Annotated in this window: 32 protein-coding genes; 6 read left to right on the top strand and 26 right to left on the bottom strand. The window is 59.8% G+C overall.

What is annotated here, in order from left to right:
- Positions 1 to 155: 155 nt before the first annotated feature.
- The 16 genes from DGO_RS19555 to DGO_RS19495 all read right to left on the bottom strand — a co-directional run bounded on the left by DGO_RS19555 (position 156) and on the right by DGO_RS19495 (position 6,990).
- The gene (locus DGO_RS19555; protein ID WP_014682820.1) at positions 156 to 527 is read right to left on the bottom strand and encodes a hypothetical protein; all 372 of its coding nucleotides are present in this window, start codon (positions 525 to 527) and stop codon (positions 156 to 158) included.
- Between the two features lie 102 nt (positions 528 to 629).
- The gene (ssb, locus tag DGO_RS19550) at positions 630 to 1,481 is read right to left on the bottom strand and encodes a single-stranded DNA-binding protein (protein ID WP_014682819.1); all 852 of its coding nucleotides are present in this window, start codon (positions 1,479 to 1,481) and stop codon (positions 630 to 632) included.
- A gap of 112 nt (positions 1,482 to 1,593) precedes the next feature.
- Positions 1,594 to 1,899: a hypothetical protein gene (locus DGO_RS19545; protein WP_014682818.1), complete on the bottom strand. Its 306-nt coding sequence runs from the start codon at positions 1,897 to 1,899 to the stop codon at positions 1,594 to 1,596.
- On the bottom strand, positions 1,896 to 2,021 hold the full coding sequence (locus DGO_RS24715; RefSeq protein ID WP_014682817.1) for a hypothetical protein: 126 nt from the start codon (positions 2,019 to 2,021) through the stop codon (positions 1,896 to 1,898). The genes DGO_RS19545 and DGO_RS24715 overlap by 4 nt, the downstream gene beginning before the upstream one ends.
- Before the next feature lie 284 nt (positions 2,022 to 2,305).
- The gene (locus tag DGO_RS19540) at positions 2,306 to 2,626 is read right to left on the bottom strand and encodes a hypothetical protein (RefSeq protein ID WP_014682816.1); all 321 of its coding nucleotides are present in this window, start codon (positions 2,624 to 2,626) and stop codon (positions 2,306 to 2,308) included.
- Positions 2,627 to 2,684: 58 nt separating this feature from the next.
- A complete protein-coding gene (locus DGO_RS19535) occupies positions 2,685 to 3,038 on the bottom strand; it encodes a hypothetical protein (protein ID WP_014682815.1) in 354 nt (117 codons plus the stop codon).
- A 213-nt stretch (positions 3,039 to 3,251) separates the two neighbouring features.
- Positions 3,252 to 3,806: a Fic family protein gene (locus tag DGO_RS19530; protein WP_014682814.1), complete on the bottom strand. Its 555-nt coding sequence runs from the start codon at positions 3,804 to 3,806 to the stop codon at positions 3,252 to 3,254.
- Positions 3,763 to 3,945, bottom strand: a complete 183-nt coding sequence (locus tag DGO_RS22465; RefSeq protein ID WP_014682813.1) for a hypothetical protein — start codon at positions 3,943 to 3,945, stop codon at positions 3,763 to 3,765. The genes DGO_RS19530 and DGO_RS22465 overlap by 44 nt, the downstream gene beginning before the upstream one ends.
- The gene (locus DGO_RS19525) at positions 3,945 to 4,202 is read right to left on the bottom strand and encodes a hypothetical protein (protein ID WP_014682812.1); all 258 of its coding nucleotides are present in this window, start codon (positions 4,200 to 4,202) and stop codon (positions 3,945 to 3,947) included. Before DGO_RS19525 ends, DGO_RS22465 begins: the two co-directional genes overlap by 1 nt.
- Before the next feature lie 108 nt (positions 4,203 to 4,310).
- Complete coding sequence (locus DGO_RS19520) at positions 4,311 to 4,631, bottom strand: hypothetical protein (protein WP_014682811.1); 321 nt, start codon at positions 4,629 to 4,631, stop codon at positions 4,311 to 4,313.
- 110 nt (positions 4,632 to 4,741) lie between these two features.
- On the bottom strand, positions 4,742 to 5,068 hold the full coding sequence (locus DGO_RS19515) for a hypothetical protein (RefSeq protein WP_145975553.1): 327 nt from the start codon (positions 5,066 to 5,068) through the stop codon (positions 4,742 to 4,744).
- A 107-nt stretch (positions 5,069 to 5,175) separates the two neighbouring features.
- Positions 5,176 to 5,394 (bottom strand): hypothetical protein, encoded by a 219-nt coding sequence (locus DGO_RS19510; RefSeq protein ID WP_014682809.1) that lies wholly within the window; start codon positions 5,392 to 5,394, stop codon positions 5,176 to 5,178.
- Between the two features lie 134 nt (positions 5,395 to 5,528).
- Positions 5,529 to 5,684: a hypothetical protein gene (locus DGO_RS23980; RefSeq protein WP_014682808.1), complete on the bottom strand. Its 156-nt coding sequence runs from the start codon at positions 5,682 to 5,684 to the stop codon at positions 5,529 to 5,531.
- Positions 5,681 to 6,124, bottom strand: a complete 444-nt coding sequence (locus DGO_RS23600; protein ID WP_043804991.1) for a hypothetical protein — start codon at positions 6,122 to 6,124, stop codon at positions 5,681 to 5,683. Before DGO_RS23600 ends, DGO_RS23980 begins: the two co-directional genes overlap by 4 nt.
- A gap of 126 nt (positions 6,125 to 6,250) precedes the next feature.
- Positions 6,251 to 6,571, bottom strand: coding sequence for a hypothetical protein (locus DGO_RS23595; protein ID WP_043804989.1), 321 nt, complete (start codon positions 6,569 to 6,571; stop codon positions 6,251 to 6,253).
- Positions 6,572 to 6,660: 89 nt separating this feature from the next.
- Entirely contained in the window at positions 6,661 to 6,990 is a 330-nt protein-coding gene (locus DGO_RS19495; protein ID WP_014682806.1) for a hypothetical protein, read from the bottom strand.
- Positions 6,991 to 7,587: 597 nt separating this feature from the next.
- Here DGO_RS19495 and DGO_RS19490 point away from each other — a divergent pair.
- From DGO_RS19490 to DGO_RS19480, 3 genes are all read left to right on the top strand, one after another.
- Positions 7,588 to 8,139: a hypothetical protein gene (locus tag DGO_RS19490; RefSeq protein ID WP_014682805.1), complete on the top strand. Its 552-nt coding sequence runs from the start codon at positions 7,588 to 7,590 to the stop codon at positions 8,137 to 8,139.
- A gap of 99 nt (positions 8,140 to 8,238) precedes the next feature.
- Positions 8,239 to 8,874, top strand: coding sequence for a hypothetical protein (locus tag DGO_RS19485; protein WP_014682804.1), 636 nt, complete (start codon positions 8,239 to 8,241; stop codon positions 8,872 to 8,874).
- 1 nt (position 8,875) lies between these two features.
- Positions 8,876 to 9,118 (top strand): hypothetical protein, encoded by a 243-nt coding sequence (locus DGO_RS19480; RefSeq protein WP_014682803.1) that lies wholly within the window; start codon positions 8,876 to 8,878, stop codon positions 9,116 to 9,118.
- Between the two features lie 303 nt (positions 9,119 to 9,421).
- On the opposite strand, the gene DGO_RS19475 is transcribed toward DGO_RS19480, so the two are convergent.
- Entirely contained in the window at positions 9,422 to 9,679 is a 258-nt protein-coding gene (locus DGO_RS19475; RefSeq protein WP_014682801.1) for a hypothetical protein, read from the bottom strand.
- 125 nt (positions 9,680 to 9,804) lie between these two features.
- On the opposite strand from DGO_RS19475, the gene nucS reads away from it, so the two are divergent.
- Positions 9,805 to 10,578 carry an endonuclease NucS gene (gene nucS / locus DGO_RS19470; RefSeq protein ID WP_014682800.1) on the top strand — a complete coding sequence of 258 codons (774 nt, stop codon included), beginning with the start codon at positions 9,805 to 9,807 and terminating at the stop codon, positions 10,576 to 10,578.
- Between the two features lie 64 nt (positions 10,579 to 10,642).
- Here nucS and DGO_RS19465 read toward each other — a convergent pair whose 3' ends face one another.
- Positions 10,643 to 10,849 (bottom strand): hypothetical protein, encoded by a 207-nt coding sequence (locus DGO_RS19465; RefSeq protein ID WP_014682799.1) that lies wholly within the window; start codon positions 10,847 to 10,849, stop codon positions 10,643 to 10,645.
- 12 nt (positions 10,850 to 10,861) lie between these two features.
- Positions 10,862 to 12,436 (bottom strand): hypothetical protein, encoded by a 1,575-nt coding sequence (locus DGO_RS19460; protein WP_014682798.1) that lies wholly within the window; start codon positions 12,434 to 12,436, stop codon positions 10,862 to 10,864.
- A gap of 166 nt (positions 12,437 to 12,602) precedes the next feature.
- Here DGO_RS19460 and DGO_RS19455 point away from each other — a divergent pair, with 166 nt between their 5' ends.
- Positions 12,603 to 12,911, top strand: a complete 309-nt coding sequence (locus DGO_RS19455; protein WP_043804986.1) for a hypothetical protein — start codon at positions 12,603 to 12,605, stop codon at positions 12,909 to 12,911.
- Between the two features lie 12 nt (positions 12,912 to 12,923).
- Here the strand turns inward: DGO_RS19455 and DGO_RS19450 are convergent, their stop codons facing one another.
- Both DGO_RS19450 and DGO_RS19440 read right to left on the bottom strand, forming a co-directional pair.
- Positions 12,924 to 13,304 (bottom strand): HU family DNA-binding protein, encoded by a 381-nt coding sequence (locus DGO_RS19450; RefSeq protein ID WP_014682796.1) that lies wholly within the window; start codon positions 13,302 to 13,304, stop codon positions 12,924 to 12,926.
- A gap of 818 nt (positions 13,305 to 14,122) precedes the next feature.
- Positions 14,123 to 14,515: a helix-turn-helix domain-containing protein gene (locus DGO_RS19440; RefSeq protein WP_014682794.1), complete on the bottom strand. Its 393-nt coding sequence runs from the start codon at positions 14,513 to 14,515 to the stop codon at positions 14,123 to 14,125.
- Positions 14,516 to 14,645: 130 nt separating this feature from the next.
- On the opposite strand from DGO_RS19440, the gene DGO_RS19435 reads away from it, so the two are divergent.
- Complete coding sequence (locus DGO_RS19435) at positions 14,646 to 15,158, top strand: hypothetical protein (RefSeq protein WP_014682793.1); 513 nt, start codon at positions 14,646 to 14,648, stop codon at positions 15,156 to 15,158.
- A 432-nt stretch (positions 15,159 to 15,590) separates the two neighbouring features.
- Here DGO_RS19435 and DGO_RS22445 read toward each other — a convergent pair whose 3' ends face one another.
- The 5 genes from DGO_RS22445 to DGO_RS22425 form a co-directional block, all read right to left on the bottom strand.
- Entirely contained in the window at positions 15,591 to 17,960 is a 2,370-nt protein-coding gene (locus DGO_RS22445; RefSeq protein ID WP_014682791.1) for a GAP1-N1 domain-containing protein, read from the bottom strand.
- Positions 17,944 to 18,819, bottom strand: coding sequence for a TRAFAC clade GTPase domain-containing protein (locus tag DGO_RS22440; RefSeq protein ID WP_014682790.1), 876 nt, complete (start codon positions 18,817 to 18,819; stop codon positions 17,944 to 17,946). The genes DGO_RS22445 and DGO_RS22440 overlap by 17 nt, the downstream gene beginning before the upstream one ends.
- The gene (locus DGO_RS22435) at positions 18,816 to 19,631 is read right to left on the bottom strand and encodes a TRAFAC clade GTPase domain-containing protein (RefSeq protein ID WP_226991575.1); all 816 of its coding nucleotides are present in this window, start codon (positions 19,629 to 19,631) and stop codon (positions 18,816 to 18,818) included. The genes DGO_RS22440 and DGO_RS22435 overlap by 4 nt, the downstream gene beginning before the upstream one ends.
- 176 nt (positions 19,632 to 19,807) lie before the next feature.
- Positions 19,808 to 20,980, bottom strand: coding sequence for a GTPase-associated system all-helical protein GASH (locus DGO_RS22430; RefSeq protein ID WP_145975549.1), 1,173 nt, complete (start codon positions 20,978 to 20,980; stop codon positions 19,808 to 19,810).
- Between the two features lie 17 nt (positions 20,981 to 20,997).
- Positions 20,998 to 21,543 (bottom strand): effector-associated domain EAD1-containing protein, encoded by a 546-nt coding sequence (locus DGO_RS22425; RefSeq protein ID WP_145975548.1) that lies wholly within the window; start codon positions 21,541 to 21,543, stop codon positions 20,998 to 21,000.
- Positions 21,544 to 21,627: the final 84 nt, after the last annotated feature.

Here is a 21,627-nt window from a genome sequence, read left to right as displayed (position 1 = left end):
GAGCCGAGAAAAAAAGGGGGAGGAGGTCCGTACGCTCGCGCGCCGGTCCTCCTCCCCCATCCCGCCGGAAAGGCTCGTTGCTCTACTTCATGGTCACACCTCTTGACTGGGAGATGTTCCGGGACATGCCCGGCGCTGTGCCGGGCAAGGGTGTATCACTGCACGACCAGGCCATCCCGAAGGTCGACCGCGCTGTAGGTCATGGATCTGGTCATGGCCGCCTGTACCTGCGCGCGGTAGGCGGGCCGCACCGACTTGACGAGCGCGGTACCGTCCCCGATGGTCGCGGGGGGGACGAGGCAGCGCCCGACGGTCAGGCGGTTGAGCCGCTGGATCTCGGCAGCGGGGCACAGGCTGAGGGTGAGGTCGCCGGACGGAAGCGCGACGAGCGTCCGCTCCGGCACCAAGGCGTCGTAGGCGTAGACCTCGCCAGCGACCTTCACGCCACTTGGCGTCAGCGCCCAGGCCGCGGTGGCCGCCAGGAGAAGGAGGAGGACGAACGCGGTCAGGGTCGGGAGGATCTTCATGCCTCCGGGGTTGCCCGGTGCCCTTCCGGGCGAGGGGGTCCCGGAAGGGCCCACGAAGAAAGGGGAGCATCGCCACTGCGGCAATGCTCCCCTCGGGATCGTTCAGAACGGCAGGTCTTGTTCTTCGGGCGGCAGGTCCGGGCCGGTTACCCCCTGGGGCGACGGCGCGCGCTGCTGCTGGGTGGGACGCGCCGGACCGTTCTGCGCCGACCGGGTGGGCGCACGCGCGGGCTGACTCTGGGGCCGCGCCGAACCGCTGAAGGGAGCAACCACGGCCACCGACTCCGCTTCGATGATCTTGCTCCGGCGATCACGGCCCTGGTCGTCCTTCCAGTCGTCGTCGCTCAGCGCACCCTGGACGTACACGGCCGTGCCCTTCTTGACCCCGCGCATCGCTTCGGCCTGTTCACGCCAGACCGACACCCGGAACCAGTGCGTCTTCTCCACCATCTGGCCCTCACGGGTCTTGTACTTCTCGTTGACCGCCAGGCGCAGGGTGGCGACCGAGCCATTGGGGGTGTCATTTACCTCCACGTCGGCGGCCAGGTTGCCCACCAACTCCACGCGGTTGACCCCGCCCATCAGTCGGGTGTTGTTGCCGTTGTCCTGGGTGACCTGGAACGCGCCTTCGAGCTTGCGCACCGTACCGATGGGCTTGAGGCGGACGGTCGTGGCCTTCGCATTTTCGATGTTGCGGTCGTTCCATTCCGCGTACTCGGCGGTGCCGTCGATCAGCAGCACGTCGCCCTGCTGGTAGTTGCGCTCGTTGAGGTTCTCGGCGATCTTGCCCATCGCTTCGGCCCGGATGTAGAAGGGGAGGCGGCGTTCCTGACCGTCGTGACCCACGATGTGACGTTCGCCCGCGAGGAGCAGGTCGAGGACAGCGGTGCCGGAGGGGGTGTAGCGGAGTTCGGGGATAGTGCCGAGGGCTGCGATGACGAAGAACTTGTTCATGGGGACTCCTGGGGATCGTCAGGCCGTTCTGGTCCTGAGCGTTTGAGATGCTGTGGGGTTGCCCGGCGCTTTCCCGGGCGAGGGATACAGGGAGTGGACGGGGATGAGCAGGTCAGCCGCTGAGGACGTGGGTGGGATGCGTGGCCAGGCGGCTGATGCCGTTGCGCAGCTGACGGATCAGGGCGGTGAGGGGGGTACTGACGATGTCGCGCGCATCCTGGATCAGGTGCAGGCCCAGGTCCATCACGTCGTCGGTGGTGACCGGGCCCATGAGGACGAGATCGACCATGAGGTGGCGCAGGAGGTTGGGGCGGTGCTGGTCGAGGAGGTCGGACACCATGAGGAGGTCTTTGAGGACGGCCCCACCGACGATGGGGGCGTCGACCACGATCGGCGTGGGATCGAGGTCGAGGTTCACTGGCGGCTCCAGGTGCGGTACTTGCGGTCGTGCTTTTCGGCGCGGGTGGGTTGACGCCTGGGGCTCTTGGGCTTGTCGTTGTGGTGGATGCGCTTACCGGTGTTGACGTTGTTGTGCTTCATACGCTTGGGCTTCCCCACTCGGACTCGGGTGGGGGAGGGAAAGCCGCAGGCCAGGTCACGTCGTCAAATCCAGCCGTCGCCTGGATCGCGCGCAGGTCCGACCCTGGCCCGAGCCAGTCACCGGACGTTCGGTGCAGGTGCACAGGGCGAGCGGTCAGGTCCCGTCGCTTCAGGTCGGGGCGTGAGAAAAAAAAGGGCGTGTGTCGCAGGACGCTCCTGCAACACACGCGCGGGGAAAGAGTGGGGACAACATGTCGAGCAGTCCCGTCAATGTGCCTCGGGGTCTAGCAACTGGGGAAGTTCATCGCGCGCGGCCCTTGCGTCGTGAGGACCACCTCTGCACTCGCGCCGGCAGTCAACTGCACACCCGCGGTTCCGGAGACGCGGATACAGGTGGCGGTCTTGAGAGGCAAGCGCAACTCTTCATCCGCCTTCATGGGCAGACTGGCGGCCATCCGTTCTGAGGTTTCCTCGATCTCCACCTGAAGAAGGATGCCGGAGACATTCCGCAGAAGAAGCTCTGCCTGGACAGGCGGAGTGGTGGTGCTGTGGGCTCCACATGCGGAAAGGAGCGTACCCAGAACGAGAAGGAGGAAGCGTTGCATGCCCCCAGGTCTGCCCCGGTGCCCTTCCGGGGCGAGGGGGCATGACCCGGACGCCGGCTTACCGGAGGGGCATCTCGAAGCTGCCCCACAGGGCGGCCCCCGACCAGACCAACAAGACGAGCAGGGTCCAGGTGACGAATCGCCATACGCGCATTCCGTCGATCGGGTCACGCCTCGGGAGACGGAGCAGGACCTTCGCCTGTCGGTGGACCCACACGTTCGTGGTGATCACGAGGGCGACCACCAGGGCCCACATGGGCCGGGTATCGAAGTGGAAGTTGTAGTGGGAGAGGTGCCCGGTCTCGCGGCTGAGGTGCACGAAGAGCAGCGCGAAGAGTGCAGCGAGGACCCAGCCCAGAGGACGGCGGGCGATCCAGAGGAGGTAGAGGGGCGAGAGGGGGAGGAAGATCACGCGCTGCCTGGCCGCCTGATCTTGAGCCGTGGCGCGTGCACGGCGTTCCTGAATTTCAAGGCAACGTTCGCACAGTTCCGGGTAGCTGGTGCGGGTTCCGCAGGAGAGGCAACGATGATCGCTCATACCTCCGGGACTGCCCGGCGCTGTTCCGGGCGAGGGCTGCGGTTCTTCCTGGCCATAAAAAAAAGGGACACCGCACTGGGTGTCCCGTCAGGAAGTGGAGGCGAGTGCTTGTCGGGTGACGTCCATGAGTAGGGTCAGGTCGCGGGTGTGGTGATAGCGGTTGAGCCCAGCGAGGTAGGAGGGGCGGTGCTGGTAGTGCGGCGCGGGGAGTCCTCCCTGCCAGCACAGCCACTGCTGCAGGTGCCGGGCGAGACGGCCGTTGCCATCCCAGAAGGGGTGAATGCGCAGGAGTTCGGCATGCACCCAGGTCGCGTGTTCGAGCACCTCGTCGTCCGTGCTGCCCAGGGTGAGGTCGGTCCATTGCACCTGATGGACCTGGATCAGCGTCTGGAGATGGGTGGGGATGAGGGCGGGCGCGGTGCCGAAAAACGACCCGAAGGTGATGTCGGTGTGTCGGAGTTGGCCGGGACGGAGTTGCGGAAGGCCGGCACTCAAAAGAACGTGCCACCGTTGGAGCAGTGGCACGTCGAGGGCAAGGGGTGGAACGGGAAGGCTGGCGAGGCTGAGGTGAACGGCGGCGCGTTCGAGCGCACTCAGCTCAGCGGGAGTGAAGGGCCGACCGTCGCTGCTCAGATGTCCCATGAAGATCCTCGGGCGACGGTTGCTCCTCGGCGATCAGGCACGCCAGGCGCTCGGGGCTGGTGTCGAAGCCTTCGAGCCGCAAGCTGCTGGCCGCCGCTTTCAGGACTTCCTCCAGAGTGGGCTGGTACGGTTCGCGCATCAGGCCTCCAGTGTACGCCGGGGGGCGGGGTGACGGGCGAGCCATGCGTTGACCCGGTGGTTGTGCGCCCTGGCGAGGCGGCGCATGGTGTCCGGGTGACAGCGCCGCAGGGTGTGCTCGCCCGAGTCCAGGCGGAGGGCGTCCTGTGCTTGAGCCGCCGTGGGGAAGTGCCGCTGTCGGTCGAGCGTGTCGAGGGGGAGCGCCTGAAGCCAGTAGACCCGGCAGCTGGCGAGGAGGGCACGTCGGAGGTGGGTCATGCGTCCGGGGCTGCCCGGTGCCGTTCCGGGCGAGGGATGCTGTCCTTCCCGGCCATACGAAAGAGGGGCGAGGGCGACCGCACACGCGGCTACTCTCGCCCCAAGGGGTCACCAGTGCGTGATCTCGTTTCCGCGCTGTAACAGCTCATCGTCGCGCAGCTTTTCGAACAACCCTTCCGGCGGGGTGATGCCCTGCTCCTCGAAGCACGTCTTCAGTTCGGCGAGTGTCGCCCCGCCGAAGTCACTGCCCTTGCGGCTGCGGTCCAGGAAGCGCGGGTCGTAGGACGTGAAGTAGATCAGACGATCGTCGTCCGTCTGCGCCGGGTCACTTACCAGCAGGAAAAAGTGGCCGCACATCCGGTCGTATCCGGTGTCGATGTGACGGCGTTCGCCCGAGGGGGTCGTGGTCGTGAACAGATGTTTCGTCATACGGTCGTGGATTGCCCGGTGCCGTTCCGGGCGAGGGGTACTGTTCTTCCCGCCCACGCGAAAAGGGGCGAGAGCCGACTGCGTGCGCGGTCGGCTCTCGCCCCAAGGGGTCACCAGTGCGTGATCTCGTGGCTGCGCTGCAACAACTCATCGTCGCGCAGCTTCTCGAACAACCCTTCCGGTGGGGTGATGCCCTGCTCCTCGAAGCACGTCTTCAATTCGTCGAGCGTCGCCCCACCGAAGGCGCTGCCTTTGCGATTGCGGTCCAGGAAGCGCGGGTCGTGGGCCGTGAAGTAGACCATGAGATCTGCGTCTGGCTCCTCCCGGTCCGTGTCCGTGACGAGCAGGAAGAAGTGACCACACATCCAGTCGTACCCGGTGTCGACGTAACGGCGTTCACCCGTGGCAGTCGTGCTGGTGAACAGATGTTTCGTCATGGTCAAGAGCTGTAGCGTCATACAACCGTGGGTTGCCCGGTGCCGTTCCGGGCGAGGGTTCTTCCTGGCCCTCAGAAAAAAAGGGAGACCCGGAGGCCTCCCGCAACTCAGCTCCGCAAGTACGCGACGTCCCGCTGGTGGAAGAGTTCGTCGACCTGCACCTGGGTCAAGCCGACGAACTCCGCCGCGCTGAAGTGCAACTCGTCGTCGTAGTAACTCAGCACCTTGACCTCCTGGCCGCCTTCGAAGGTGGCATGTACCTCCGCCTGGTACTGGCCGGCGGCGAGATTGCTGGGAACGATCCGGGCGGACGTGATGGTCGTCATGCCTCCGGGGGTGCCCGGTGCCCTCCCGGGCGAGGGCTTCAGGGGGAGTGACCCGAGGGAGAAGCATCTCCGGGGGCAGGGTGGCCCCTCTCAACGGACCCGAGAAAAAAAAGGGGAGACCCGGGGAGGTCTCCTTATTCTTCAGGGGTGGAAGGGGCGCGGCCTTCGTGGCGGTGGGCCACGAGGAAGAGCACGATGAACCACGGGAAGGTGAGCGCCGCGATGAGTGCGCGGTGCTGCTCGATGTCCTGCGAGAGGGTTTGCATCATCAGGCTGAGGAGATCGTTCATGCCTCCGGGGTTGCCCGGCGCTGTTCCGGGCGAGGGTTCTTCCCGGCCACCTGTGCGCCGCGCAGGTCCTGCAGGCAACCCGCGCAGTAAAGGATGAGGTTGCGCCGAAGCACGCCCTCTCGGGGCGTCCCGCAGTGAAGGGCGGCCAGGAAACAGAAGGTGTAGGGCAACCAGTGGAGGTGTGGGGGACAGTCGAGCAGGAAGTCCTGCGCCTGGAGTTGCACGTGTTCCGCCTGATGCCGGAGATGGACTGGACCCTGGTGGCGGGTGTCGAGCGTCAGCGTGCGGCCGGGGGCCAGTTGGGCGAGCAGCTGGACCAGGGCGTCCAACTCGGCGTACGTGAGGTGGAGGTCCTGGGTGCCGTGACGCAGCCTCAGGCCACCCTGGACGGGGAGGACGCCGAGCGGTGGGCAGAGAATGAACGCGAGTGGATCAATCATGGGATTCGGCAGCGGCGGAAGCGCGGGCCTCATCCGCGGCTTCCGTGCACTGATCGCAGCCGGCTTCTTCTTCCGGGGCACACGGACGACCGCACACCCGGCACAGGTGAGGGGGCAGGGAGGGGGTCATATCTCTCCTTGAAGGCGCAGGGCGAAGTCGGGCCCGCGGAGGTCGGTGGGGGTGGCTTCGTCCAGGCGAACGAGTTGGAAGGTCTGGCCGTGTCCGACGATCCAGTCGCCGACCGTGAGGTCGACTTCGGCGAAGACCTGGTGGGGGTGTGCCGCGAAGAGCAGGAGGTCGGGTGCGGAGGTGGGGTCGTCATTGAGGGCGTGCGCGGTGCGGAGAACGGCCTGCGCGAGGGTGTCGCCCTGACAGATGACGTGTGCGATGAGGGTCCAGGTGACGGCGCAACCCGGGCGCAGAATGCGGAACGTGAAGTCGCGCATGGGTCAGGGGGTGCCCGGTGCGGTGCCGGGCGAGGGGTGGTGAAGACAGGGACGTGCTGACCGGGAGGCCGCACGTCCTGGGGAGGGGTTCAGCGAACTTGTTCGAAGCCGATCATGGCGATGCCATGCACCTGGCCCTCGCAGATCAGGACGTCGCCGGCGCTGGTGCTCCGAGGGTTCGGAACGTAGAGCAGCGTGACGGCGGGATCCTGTTCCCAGAGTCGCTCCATATGTTGGGTGATGGCGTAGGTCTGGCGCAGGGCTTCGAGCATGCTGGAGGCGTTGACCTGGAGGTCGGCGACGTGTTGGAAGTTGGTACTGGGGAAGGCGCGGAACTGGTGGCCGAGGAAGTCGGGACGGGCGGCGTGCCAGACCTGGAGGTGGTAGGGGCGGGTCGCTTCAAGGGTGGCGGGGGTCATGCTGCGGGTGTTCCCCGCTTGCGGGGGAGGGTGCTTGCGGGCCACCGGGTGGGCGGGTCGGGCAAGGAGGCGCAGAGGTGCGGGGTCGCGGGGTGGAGCTTGTGAGGTCTGCTTGCGGGGCGTCTGGTGGGGTGCGGTGCGCTTCCTGTGGGCGATGTGGTGGGCGGGGGCAGGAGCCTCGTGAGGCTGTGAGGGTCTGATGAGTGCTGCTGGTTTGGATTTCAGAGTGCTTTAGAACGGCTTGCATGGGAATGGTGCGAGGAAAGGGGTTCTCAAGCGCTGGGTGGGCGCGGAGCAGGGGTCGGGCGACACGTTTCCTCCCTGGTGATGTCGCGTAAAGGCAAAACGAGGAAAGCCCGATTGCGCCTCCTGTCGAACCTGGCCCATCAAAGATGAGTCCCAAAATGAGATGAGCATGTGCGCTCACTACCTTTCTTAAAGACCAGACCATCAACGAGGTGGCATGTTGCTCGCTGGCGCGGTCACGACGAGCAACCGTACACCTCGCAATGTTGCTCGCTGTATACCTCGCTGTGGGACTCTGTACCCCGCGTCGTCACCTCGCTGTATACCTCGCGGTAACGCTATGGTGCATGTATGCCCCTCGCGCCTGCACAAGACTCCTGGCCTGCCCTGCAAGACCTCCTCGATCACCTGGGCCCACGGGACCTCTACACCGTCAGTGATCTGGAAAGTGCCGGCAAGTTTCTCTTCAATCACGCGTACTCCCGGCGCTATCTGCAGGAAACGGCGCGGCAGTATGCCCTCGTTTTGGGTCAGACGTTGGAGACCAGGACGCGCCGCAACTTCAGTGAACTGGTGCTCACGCCGGCGCAGTTCACGGATCTTCTCGCCGTCTTCCGCGATTCTCGGTCCACCCCGATGAGTGTCAACGAGCTGCTGATGCAACGTCGCCAGCGTGCGTTGCAGCTTCAAGGCGACCTGTCTCCCGACGGTGAAGTGATGACGATGGCCGAGCTGGGTGAAAACGTGAACCGGCTGATCATCGAAACGATGGAGTGTAAGGAGCGCGCGTCGGGCGCCGAAGACGCGGCCTTGAGCATGCAGAAGGAATTGACTCAGGTCAAAGCGGAGCTGGCACAGGCCAACGCGAAGCTGAACGAACTCCTGTCGCTGCTCCGCCGCTGAGGGTCACACGTCGCTCGCTCATCTGCCAGACCCTGTGCGTCCAGGGCCGTGACGACTGCGGGCTGACCCTTCTTCTTCTCTGTTTCCGGAGGCCCACCGATGTTCATCGATCTGAATGTGTTGTTCCGTCGCCACCACCGAACGGCCTTCGTCCTGGGCACTGCCTGGGATGGGGAAGCGTTGCAATTCGTCACGCGCCCGGCGCACCGGGTGTTGGTGGTCGCGCCATCGGGAAGTGGCGGGGAGGAATTGCTGGGGGCGAACTTGAGTGTGTTGGGTTGCCGGGGTGATCTGTTGATACCGGGTGAAGCGCCGGGCCCGGAGGTACAGCAGCTGTTCGTGAATGACGTGCAACCCTGGACGGCTGCGGCGCTGACCGCTCGCCTCGCGGAGGAAGCGTGCGCGGTGTGGGTGCAGTGCGAGAGCCTGGCGCAGCTGGCGTCGTCCATCGAGCCGCAGATGGAACGGGCGGCACTGGCGGCGTGGGTGCGCACGCACTTCGACCTGTGCGTGATCTTCAGTGCGCCGGGGGACGAGCAGCGAGGGACACTGGCCCTGTTCTGTCCCGAGTGGCGACGTGGGCCGGACTGGTGGCAGGCGGCCCAGACTCAGGGGGTACGGGGTGTGATGGTCAGTGATGAGGCCCCGACGTTCCTGCTGGGCTTGCCGCTGACGGACAGGGTGCTCGTGCAGGGGCGGCGGGTCAAGGCACCATTGCTGCATCGGCGGAGTTGACGTGCCCTCGTTCGCTGCGTACACGGTGTCCGAGTTGATCGCGCAGCTGCAGGTGTACTACGCACAGTGGGTCGAGCAGCGCGTCACGCTGGAGGATGAGCTTGCCCGCGGATCTCTTGCGGACTACCTCGGGTGTCATCCGGAGGTGCTGTCCGAAGTCTGGTCGGTCTGGGAGACGGAGCTGGCATTGACGGGTGAGGATATGGATGCAGTTGGCGCATGGTTACATTTTTTCTTCTGGTAACCTCGCCCGGAAGACCACTGAGCACGCCCGATCGACCAGACTTCTTCACTCGGCCACCCGCCTGCTCTCGGTGAAATACTCGGTTGTTCGGGTGCTATGGGGTGGTCCGGGCGCAGGTGCATGGGCGGGGCGCTTGCCTGGACAGAGCGCCCCGAGGCCCTTGATCTCAGAAGCTGGTGGTTGTCGCATGACCTCGCTGGAAGAGGTACCGAGCAGAAGGGGTTGGTGCATGGCGGACTCCTGGGCTGAACGCGTGAACAGGGCGCACCGAGATCGGCACCCTGACTGGTGAGACGGATGGTCTTAGCGCAGGAGGTCTTCGCCGAACACAGTCAGCTCGGCGGAGCTCAGCGTGGCCTCGTGATCACTGGCGGCGTGATGTCGCGCGAGCAGCTGCGCCCGGTCCCACTCGTGCAGTGACTCGCGCACTTCCCAGGTTTCGCGTTCAGTTTCGGCGTGATCCTTTCCGAGCGCGTCCCGCGTGACTTCAGCGAGTGGCGTCGAGGGGCGAAGGATCTGGTGGGCTTCAGTCAGGGAAGCGGGCGACCGGCGTCGGGCCATGTGGCTCCCTCCTTGACGAGTGGGTAAAGGACGCTCCAGCGTGAAGTCATATGCGGCTGTGCTCTCCCGCGTCAGTGGGGAGGGACCACAGGTCACAGGAGGCATGGGCGTAGAACAGGGACACCATGATTCGTCAGCAGCTGCTCACGCCGTCCCCGGAAGACCTCGCGAACTTCCTCAATCGACACACGCGCTCGCGGGATTGCCTCGTGCAGGTGGCTGGTCTTGCCGAGGTGACGTACCAGGGACGAGCCGCCAGCACGGCCGACGTAGGGACCTACCTCATGGTCATCAAGCAGGACGGCAGCCTACAGATCCATCACCCGACAGGCATCAAGCCGATGAACTGGCAACCGAAGACGGATAGCATCACCGCGCGGGTGGATGAGGATGTCTGCATGCTCCTGGCCTCGCGGCGGAGTCCGGAGGAGTTGGTGCAGGTGGTGTTCCTGGAACCGCAGGTCGCCCTCGCGTTAGAACTGGCGCAGGCGGGCGGCTTCGTGTTGCGAGGATCGGAGGCGGAGATGCAGCAGACCCTCGCCGAACATCCTGAGCTGATCGAGCCAGGGTTACGGGTGCTGAACCGGGAACTGATGGTGGAGTCGGGCGGCATTGATCTCTACGCCCGGGATGCCCAGGGGCGGTATGTGGTGGTGGAACTCAAGCGGGGCCGCGCCACGCAGCACGCAGTGTCTCAGCTGGCGCGGTACGTGAGGTCGGTGGAAGGCAAGCTCCCCGCGAGGGCGGTGGTGCGGGGCATCCTGGCGGCGCCCTCGATCACGACGCCGGCCCGGTTGGAACTGGAGGACCGGGGGCTCGAATTTCGGGAGGTGTCCGCGTTGCCCCAGGCGACGGCCGCAGCGGGTGGACCTGGAGCACAGCCCTCGCTCTTCGATTGAGCGGCAGCAGAGGGGGGCGACATGTTCACGTTGTCGCCCCCCTCTGCTGCACGGCCCATTGACTTCAGGCCTGGAGTCCAGCGTGCCTCGGAAGCAAGGTCATCTCGAAGTCACCGCCTTCGACCTGAACGCCGACACGGTCGCCCGGCTGCACGTCCGCAGGCAAGCTCGCCAGACTCCACTCTTCTTCACTGGTATCGGGCAACTGCACGGTCGCCACGTTCCCCCGAATGTCCAACACGATGATGACCTCCAGCGCCCCCTCGTCCATGCGCGGAGTATCTCAACTCGCGAGGGTGCCCAGCTGCCGGCTGGTCTGTTGCAGGATCTGCCACGCCAGACTGTTCGGGTTCAGGCCGCCCGGATGCATCACGTACGGAATGCCCTTCGCGCGCGCGACTTCCCGCAGGGTGCTGTGCGCGTGACCCATCCATCGAATAGCGATGACCACCAGTGCGGTCTGATCTGTGAGGCGGGCGTGGGCGTGTGTGCCGTGGGCGTACTCGTCGGCCGCGATCCAATCCAGATCTGCCAGACTCAGGCTGGTCATGATGGCCCGGTGATGAGCAGCGTCGGGGACACCACCGATCAACACGAGGCGGCGGCCCTGGAGGATGGCCCGGGCGTCCTGCAGGTGCGGCGGGTCAATCGCGATGGCGAGTGGAGCCGTCATGGTGAAGTCCGGCGCTGCCCGAATGGGCTCGAGGGTCTCGGCGTCCAGCACTTGTGGCGCTCCTTCAGGAAGCGCCTCGCGTGCCTCTGCCGCCGCCGTCAACAGGAGATCGGCATCCACCTGTTCGAGCATGGATGCGACCCGTATCCGGAAGGCGGCGAACTCCCGCGGCGAAAAGCAGCTCGCGCGTAACGGATGTTGCTCGCCGCCCATCATCCGCTCGAAGGCCGCTTGCTGTGGGAGACGAAGACCCGCGTGCCGGCAACAGGCCAGGAGATGTCCAGCCGCATTCCGGAGGCGCTCGCCCAGTTCGTCGACTTGAAAGGCGTCCGCGAGATCCAGCAGGGTGAGCACCTGTCGCAGGGCCTGGCCCACATGCTCGTGGTGTGGGGTCTGGGCGTCCGGTTGCAGCTCCTTCCAGCCCCAGAGGGGATCGAGGCCACTGAGTTGGGCAGCGACTTCGACGAGTGGGGGGAGACCCATGCCGGGGGCGCGGTGCATATCGGTCAGGGTGCAGCAGCACCGGAGCATCAGGCGCACGTGCAGTTGCTCCTGCTGGATGGGCGACAGGTCCTTCCGCCAGTGGTCCTCCAGCCGGTCCAGGGCCCGCCAGAGCAGGTGCTGTTGAGCGGCCTCCACAGGCGAGGCGTCTGCGAGCTGGTGGTAGTGGGTCTGCCGTAACAGGTTCAACGCCCGGTGAACGATGTGGGGTCGGTCAGTTCGCTTGATGAGGCTGCCTGGACGCAGGGCGGGGACGCGGACGCGACCGAGCTCCTGATGCATTGCCAGGAGGTGCGTCCGGAGTGCCTGGGTGTGAACGGCGGAAGTGCGCGCCTCGGTATGTCGGTCTCGTGCAATGAGGAGACAGGCACCTGCCATGTTCAGGAACACGTTGATGGGGTGATTGGTGTACCGGTCGCGGGCATTGAGGTGGAGGAGCAGCAGGGCGGCGTACTGCTCTTCGCTGAGCGTGGCGCTCTGCAGCAGGGCATAGAGCGTGGCCTCGCAGGCTTGCCGCTCCGGGGCGAGGGTGGGGTCGGGGTAGAGGGCTGTGAGCGGCGGCGTCAGGGGATGATCGAGGGAGAGGGTCGGTTGGTGGAGTTGCGGGAAGAGGGCACTGCTCTGGAAGAAGGCCGGATATGGTTGGCCGAGGAGGGTGAAGCGTTGGAGCAGCAGCGTGGCCACCGTGGTGGATCTCGTGGAGATGCAGGGGAACACCATGGGTGCGGTCATGCTGGAGGTCATCGGCGAGGTGCTCGAAGACGTGCGCGAATGAGACTTCGCTGGGAAAGAGGCGCGCGACCGTGCAGGCGAGATCCTGGACGAGGCTGAGGGTCTCAGGGTCGGTGTCGTGTTGCACGAGGAGGGTGACGCCGAGCAGCAGGCTGTGGCCGGAGAGGAACAGGGTGTGGTGGTGGTGGAGGGAGGTATAGGCGGAAGAGGAGAGGGGATCCTGAAGCGGCTGCCCATGGAGGAGATGCGCTTCGAGGTCGCGGAGGTGCGTGGTGAGGGGTTGGAGGAGAAGGTTCCAGTTGACGTCGGGGGACTGGCCAGAGCGGGGAACAGGGAGAAGGGTGTGGGTCGTCATGCCTTTATGGTGTGGGCGGTTCTGGTGGGCCGGGCGTACGGCAAAAGAAAAAGAGGCCCAGAGGCCTCCTGAAGTGTGGAGAAGTTAGAGGCTGTCTTTGAGGCCGGCAGCGACTTTGAAGGCGATCTTCTTCCCGGCGGGGATCTGAATCTTCTCACTGGTTCCAGGGCGCACACCGGTGCGGGCGGCGGTCTCTTTGACGCTCAGGGTGCCGAGACCGGGGAGGCCGACGCTCTTGCCGCTCTTGAGGGCGTCGAGCATGACCTCGACCGTCGCGTCGAAGGCCTCGCTGGCCTGCTTGCGGGAGAGGTTGGTATGCTCGGCGATCTGGTCGGTGAGTTCGGCTTTGGCGAGCTTGTTCTTTTCGGCAGGGGTAGCCTTCTGTGCCGGAGCGGCTTTCGTCTTGGGGGCGGCCTTCTCGACTGAAGTTGGGGCAGCCTTCTTTGCGGATTTGGTCATGCCCATAGTGTGCGGCATTGCGTGATAGAGCATTCGCCAGAACGAGCAGGGGAGCCCGTTCGAGAAAAGGTGAGGGTGCCCAGACCGAACTTCAGGCCCAGGCAGTCAGGGCAACTGTGTGGGACGTTTTCTGGAGCGCTGGGTAGACTGCGGTGATGACGGAGCACAGGAGAGCCTCGCGCGCAGATCGGCGGGAGGAAGAGCATGAGGCTGTACCAGAGCAGCAGGCAGTAGAGGTGTCTGGGCGGAGCGTTGACGTGATCCCTGGCCCACACCAGCTGGACTGGGATGAGGTACGGCCCTGGCAGGCGCTGGAATAAGCGGCAATGACTGCCTCTACAGTTCAGGTATAGGGTAGGGAATGATCAAGGTCTACGCCCGGGCGACCCATCTTCAGACGAATGTTCCGACACGGTTGCTTGGACCGTTTGAGACAGAGCAAGAAGCCTGGGCTGCGGTGGCCCAGTGCGAAGGTCAGCCGCTGTCCTGGGAGCGGACCAAGCGGGGATCTATGGTGAGTACGCCGCACACCCGTTGGCTGACCGAGAGTGTCGAGGCCTCCTCAGGGCTTGAGCGTGAGGACGGGGACTGAGCGTCGGTGACCCGGCGCCTCAGCTTCACGGGCATGACGCCGCACTGCGCGGCCACGGCCTGAACGACATCGAGACTGGGCGGCCAGGGTGTGACCTGCGCGAGACAAGTCTTCATCCGCTGCAGCACCGGCAGGTCTGTCGGGATGGCCAACGCGTCCTCGAGGGGCCACCATTGCCCGGTCGTCACGTCGTAGTTCACCCGACTGCCGAAGTGCAGTTGGAAGTGCAGGTTCAGACCATCACCCGCCGGAGGTGACGCCAGATCTCGTACCACGCTTCCTTATCGCGGGGACGTTTGCCGCGGAGTTCGATGCGGGAAAGCGTCTGAATCCATTCAGGGGTGAGCCCAGCACCCAGAACCGGATCGGCGACGAGGGCCGCGAGACCAGAGGGGAGACTGTCGGTCGTGGTGGCGGCACCATAGCCGTCGACGCCGCTGAGGAGTTGCTGTACGGTGAGGTGATAAGCGCGCGCCAGGGCTTCGAGTGTCTGGAGACTGGGTTGCGTGCGGCCGCGCTCCAAGTCACTCAGGTAAGGGACGCTGAGGTCGCACTGGAGGGCAAGGTCCTTGAGGCGAAAGCCGGTGTCGGCGCGAAGGGTACGGAAGCGTTCGTGCAGCTGCATTCTTGCCCGAGAGCATTTCGTCTGCCGCCTTTTGAGAATGCGAATCGAATTACGCTCTTCTGCTGCCGATGGCCGCCCTGTACGCAAACGAGGCAGGGGCCAACCAGAATCGCCCGTATGCTGCGGGGTGATGAAATCTTTGCTGCTGTTGTCTGTTGGTCTGGGCGTCGTTGGTCTGAGCGCGTGCTCGAGCACCCAGAACCCTCCCCCAAACCCGATTCCCTCGACCCGTGCCTATGTTGCTCAGCTGGCCGGCACCTGGAACACGAACTTCACGCTCGATACCGCTCTCGCGGACCGCATTCAACTCGCAGAGATCGAATCCAGCGAAAAGGATCCGAACGACTTCTACATCTGGGGGACGAACAAGGTCGGGGGGATCGCCCTCGGTTGGTACGATCCGAAGACCAGTGAGTATGTCATCGCATCCGACTTCAGGGACGTGACGCAATACTACGAATTCTCGTCCATTGCGTCGGATGGCCGGGTGTCTGGGAATACCTGGTTCTCCAGTGAAAGTGGGTTCTCGGACGATTACGCCTTTACGGGGCAGCGCACCCTGGGCACGGCCTCCTTGAATGCATCGCGCGCTCGTGCCGAGGCGTCACAACTCTTCCAAAAATTGAGAACTAACCAACGCTAAATTTGGTAAAGCAATGCGGCAGCTCAATTATCTGCAGGCTGCCGCATTGCTTTGCCAAATTGGTTTTGGTGTGCGCCCCAATGGGGAGGTCTCACGGTCGAAGACTGATGTACGATCAGTTGACCCCTGACAAGATGTTAAAAAAGATCTATCATTATTTACTCATATAGATGTTTAGAAAATCATAAGCGATAAGGCAAAATTACCAGCTACTAATAAGTATGCATAGCAGATTTGCAATGTATACCAGCATGTTCATAGATCTGCTCACCTGCGACTTTAATTTTTTAGGGATTGATTGTATGATCTAATTTATATTATTTAATTCGTTAAATATGATTTGATAAATTTTATCTCAAGATTCCAAGTCTTCAAAACATCATTACTTATCATAAGACATTTTCCTCAGTATTTTAGATAAATATATGAAATTTATGTATCATATGGTCGCATTTCCCATAGCACCTTAGAATCATCTGACCCTTGGTCTTCACGACCAATGACTCGAAGGAGATCGCCGAAGCTGGGTCTACCTTTGCTTTTTATACGCTGGATAGCGTGAAACCAGCGACTCTCGCGACTACCTTGATGTTCTAGATGTTTAGCTTTCCCACCTATATCGGCCCACACTCTATCAAGCTCATCGCCGAATGTAGCAAGGGATTTTTCTCGAAGGGCAATCCACCATAATTGATCTGGAATAGCGTGACCCATATCTCTTAAATATCGTATCTGCTGCATGGGACGCAGGCGTTCGTACAAAGGGTCAAAAAAGCCTGCTGGGAATATATATCGGCCGGAAAGTGATTTGTCGTACCAACCCTCTGCTAGGTATTGTTGATCGGCACGTTGCTGAAGGACCGACACCAAATCTTCAGGCCAAGTAATACGGGCGCTCTGAAGAAGCAAATCAAGTTTGACTGAGTCTACCCAAGGCGCTGTCAGACGTAGTAACTTGATAGCTGATGCTGGAGGCAGCTGCATCCTCACTTGAGACAGGACCTCCTCTAAAACCTCACGTTCGATATCATTGGGAGATACGTCTGCATCCAGCCAAGCGCTAGCTGTAGTGCTTAGAAATCCTTTAGGTAAGTATTGCCAGAGTTTGCGTCTCTGAGGCTGATGCAACAAGTTGGCTTGTGGTGTGGTCGCGATAGCAGCCATCACAGGGTGCGGCCATCGCTCCGGCCCCAAATTGAGGAGGTTTTCCAGGACCAGGGACTGATCTGGAATGCCTTGCCAGACATCAGCTCCGTTCTCAACGCGCTGTGTCCACCATCGTTGCCAAGGGATCTGAGTAGGATTCAAGAACTGAAGCAAATCTGGTTCTTGGTCAAGCGTTTCGATGACAAATGGATCGAGCTCAGGGGCATCCAGTTGTGCAATAGCCTGGATGAAAGCTTCCTTCCCCCATTGAAACTGAAGATCTACCCATATGGTCAGCTGGTCTTCAGGTGTAACATGCCGTAAGACCGTCTGTATAGCTTTTATGTGGGGGTAACGTCTAATAAGCACGGCATATATGCGAAGCAGCCGCGTTTGAAGTGCGGTCTCCTCAAGATCAATTGGTGGTTCAGGTGGAACCGTTGACGCTAATGATGCTTCCCAGTTTTTGGAAAGAAAAATCGGCAGCACACCTTGGTCGCGCAGCAGAGTCCAGTATGCCCAAACCTGATTGGCCGCTGCCTCTGAAGGCGAGATGGCCGCGACGCCAGCCTCGATGGTTTGACGGAACCACGCTTCGGTTGGTTCCTCCAAAATTTTGGATATGTCGGGTTCAAAGAGTAGTCGATCAGTAATCCAACTTTCTAAGGCATGATTCAATGATGACGAGAGAGAAGCGGTTTGAGCTAGATATAGAAATTCCTGTGTTGGCAAGCGAGGTATACGTTCCTCTAAAGCTTGGTATAGTTGTGCAGATATTTGGTCTCTCGACTCAACAGATATAGAAACTCTCTCAAGTGTATTGATGGCCATGAGAGTGCCCCACGTATCCTCTGTTTGTAGAGCTGTCTCCACTTGACGGTACAGGACTGTTAAAGTGGGTAGGTCTGTTAGACCCCCTGAATACCCCTTAAGTAAGGTTTTTGCCAACGGGCTAGTATTGTCAATTAGATGCTTGACAAGTGCAGGGATACTTCCCTGGACTGTCCCAGTGATTACCTCATAATCATGCGCTTCCCATAAAGCAGCAAGGGTAGGACTAATTATAAGCTGCGGCTTGCCTTCTTTCAAGGATACTTGCGTAGGAGTATAGTAAGTTTTGAAACTTAACTGAAGTCTAGCAGCTGGCCAAAGAGTCTGCCACAATCCACTAAGGATTATAGGTGTTTGAACACTATTTAGTAAGACTATACGCTTTGTGTCTCGCTTGGCAAATGCCGCAAGAAGAGCAGATACTGCTTCGACAACCTCATTGGATAGAGGTGAGGCGCTCAGTTCAATAGAATTTTGGACATTTGTATTCCAAAAATGTTCAGGGCCTTCAAGCAGATCAAATAAGGGCATCAGACTAATGAGCTTCTCAGCCTGAGCAACCGGTAAAAGAAGGGCTCGAGAAACGTATCCTCCTCCGCGGTCTTCCTCCTGATCGGGCACACTGCGGACGAGAACGTAATAATCGTCAATTCTCCATGCGGCCCAGGCGCGCTCGGGCATGTCAGGTCGATCAGCGCCTGAAGGAACGTCGCTCCATTTGGCGATCAAGGCACTGACGCGTGAATCCCGCAGGCTACCCGCTACCTGGGAGTACCCATAGGTATGCGCCCAGCGGAAGAGGGCCCACTCAATCCTGATGGTCATGGAGACGCTTAAGCAGCCAAGCGACAGGCAGGGTAAGGTCTGAGTCTTGTGCGCCTGTAGGGCAAATTACATACCCTTGTCTCTCAGGACGCTCGGCAAGGAAAGTGGTATTCACGTGACCTTTGCGATCATCGAAGGCTTGTCCTAACGCGCTGACCCCGTAGATTGCTAGCGCCTCGGGTGCCCAGATTCCCCGAAGATAGCTTGCAAGTAGTGGACACTTGTGCTGAAGCACTTCAGCAGGCGTTTTAGGGTCTTTGAGTTCATCCCAGCAAGTTAGCAACACAACAAGAGGCCACCGTGACCGCTCTAAGCGGCCTTCACCTCGTAGGTGGCGCATCATCTGCACCCATTCAACATACTGTGCATCAGGCAGGAGGGGCACTAAGTGATCCTGAACTTTTTCGTCCGCAGAAGGAGATGAGGAAGTGGTAGTAGATTTACGCCCTTGGCCCTTTCGACGACTTTTCAAGGCGTCAGCCGGCATTGCTGTAACCTCTGGACGAATCAGTAGCAGGAGACCTGTGGCATCTTTGACGCGCGTTAGCCACTCCTCCGTAAATACTCGTCGCTTGAGTAGGTCTGCGAAGGACTCTCCCGCATAGTCCGGCCAGAGCATTTCTGTAGTACGGCCTGCTGCATCACTGACCTCAAGAGTGAGTGTACGGCTCTCCTCATCTTTTGTGCGCTCAGGCTTACGCCCATGGGCAATGGCCTCAATTGCTTTATGGAAAATAGAGAGGTCCTCGGCTTCTCCTTTACTTGTGAGGGCCGCCCCAGCTTGAGTTCGCAAGTAGAATTGCGCACCATACACGGTTTTTCCTGCCTTGGAGGCACCGGCAATTAAAAGATTAGTCATTTGCTGACTTCCTGAAGAGAGGCAAGTGCTTGACTATTCTGGGTGCGCGTGATTGAAGGTGTTGAACGTTGTAGGACGTTTACTAGATGAAGAGCAGCGGTAAGCGCTTCCATGACGCCTTGACCTGGTTGTGGGGCTGTATCGTCCTCAACCGCTGATTCCACCGAAGCGGCCACTGTTTCGTATGCTTGGGTTTGACCGAAGCGTTTCTCAATATGAATTTGTATCAAATCAAGGCTTTGTTGAGTGTCAGCGGAAGTTTTATCGTGTTTGGCGCGAACCGTGACGATAGGGAGATCAGGTCTAAGTGATGCTATACGATCAAGAAGTAATTTAGTATTACGCTCTGTGCCGTATGCAGTTTGAAAAATTGAAAGCGCATCCGTATCAATGAAAAACAAAACTGCGTCAGCATTCATAATAATCCAGCGCGCAGGAGCCGCCGCTTCAGCGTGAATGTTCTCCAGAAGCTGTGCAAACCACTCTCCGGGAACGTCAGCCAACAAGATGTCTTCAAGATGCGTTTCTCCTGCAACTGTGAGATGCAGAAATCCAGGTTCGCGAGCCTCGCCACTAGTACGAGGCGGAAAGCCAGGCTTTAATTCTTCCTTCCAATACATCTTTTCAGTAATGCTGGCCCATCCTCTAAGGGTTAGAGAGCCGGCAAATTGCTTATCACCAAGAGGTTCGCGTTTCAAACGAAGGTAAAGGGTCCCAAGGAATGAGGACTTTCCACTTTTGGACAGACCAACTAGTGCGATAAGAGGGGCCCGCTTGACGCCCCACACAAGCGAAGTGTCAGTCTGCGTCATGGAATATCCAGTCCATGGTACTTGAATGTCGCTGCTTTGAGCAGAAGCCGCTTCGACTCTCCCTGTGTTCCCAGTGCCTTCCCGAAAACTGGGGCAGTCCTGGAAGTCAGTGAACCGGCGGGCACACATGGTCCCGGCTGGTACAGAGCAGTTTTCATCGGCACACCGAAGCCGAGTCATGAGGAGTGGGCCTGCGTACTGTGCCAGAGCCAGATCGCGAAGTTGGCTAGCGTGAGCTTTACCTCAGAGTTGACACCAGCGAGGGTAGCGGCTTCAACCAAGCTCCCATTATGCTTTGCCGCGATGACATCACAGAGTAAAAGTGGTGATATCTTTCGATCTGAAACGCCATATTCAGCAGATTCTTTACAGGTTATGACATCATCTATCCATTCGTTGATGGTCCGCTCCTCCGCCATTGAATCTGGGTAGGTAGTCCAGATGGCTTCCAATAGAATGGCGTCTACTTCTGAGGGAGCGAGTGTTGACGCAAATTGCTTGAAATCCAATACCATCTGTAGAACACCACTCAGTGGAGAAAGTGCGCGATATGATTGATCTGTAGGAACGCTGTATTTAGATAGCAGCCACCAAGTCAAATTTCCTTGACGCTGTGCACGTGTAGCATATTTTAAAATTTCTTGAATACGTTCATGATAATTAGATGCACTCCTGAGTTGTGAAGGAAGCTTCTGGGTTAGTTCTTTCAATGCCTCATTAATAGAGGCACTAATTGCGTCTCCGGCTACTGCTGAGAATGTGGTTATCCAATCCTTATCCATATCATAAGCTTCACCATTGGCATCTTGGAAGGCTGTGCCCTCGGTCGCTTCTTGCAACTGTGCCTTAAGTGTATTTATAGACTCTGTAGATATTTGAGCCGTTATGGACTTGACGGGAACTGGACTGAAATCTTCTGACGGTTGCCAGAACATCTTTGCAACTTTTTCAAAAGACGGCTTCCATACTTTGAGAAATGAGGTGCGAAAATTCGCTTCCCTTGTCTCTAAAGTATACAAAAATGGATCTTTTAAGGCAAGATACATCTTTGCGGCTGCGATGCTATTTGTATCTGCGATTTCGAGTAAAGCCCTTCCCAGAACATAACGGTCAAGCCAGATTGGCTCGTCGGCAAATTTTTTTCTTACATAAGGCCAAATTGACTCGATGTCATTGAATGTCTCTTTAAGTAGAGGGTGTTCCTTCGTAGAATGTGGCAGAAAAGCTGCGAGAGCTGCGTCAATCAAACTTTCTGGTTCATTTGTGAGGCGTTCAATAATAAGCTTGAAGGCAGGCTCGACTGCTTGGTCATGCGTATCATCGAAGTTTGCCCCAGTAATTGCATTCATAAATGCAGTTTGGAGTGTCATCCTTGTCCACCAAGAGCCCAATGAGCGCCAGCAATAACTAAAGGCATCAACTGATTTGCTGTAGCGCCTAATATTGCCGCAGTGCCTTTATCTTTTAAGGTATCAAGGTTTAATCTAAAGCGCTTTTTCTCTTCTGGTGTCGTTTGAAAGACTTGGACTGCTATGGCTGGCGCAATTTGATCTACTTTCACTCCATCCAGAATAGAAAAGTCAATATTAATGGGCTGAATGGAGTCTGCTCTACTAATCTGATCCACTAATTTCTGAGCGGGCGATAAGGCTTCAAGTGTCAACTCTTGCTCCACCTCATCAATGATAATCTTGCTTCCCTTATAATCATTTAGAATCTCTGTTAATAGCTTGAGACGAGGGACAGCTCCGCTCTCCATCTGCTGAATTAGTGCCGCCCACCGTGATCGGGAGTCGGTTTGGTCGAGAATTCTGCCGGTGTTGCCACCGACACGCGCCCATAACTCCTTGACTTCTGCGTATGTTGAGTAATTCTCTGCTAAAAAATTTCGGAGTGCTAGGTTGTCCGTCATGGCAACACTATAAAGCGCTAGTCAGGTGAGACTCGACTCAATTCGACAGGGCAGGGTAGGGAAATTTCGCTGCGTAGGTAGGTC

The organism is Deinococcus gobiensis I-0 (assembly GCF_000252445.1).
Lineage (GTDB): Bacteria > Deinococcota > Deinococci > Deinococcales > Deinococcaceae > Deinococcus > Deinococcus gobiensis.
The sequence above is the reverse complement of the archived record's forward strand: the minus strand, read 5'-3'. Positions and strand labels throughout refer to the sequence as shown.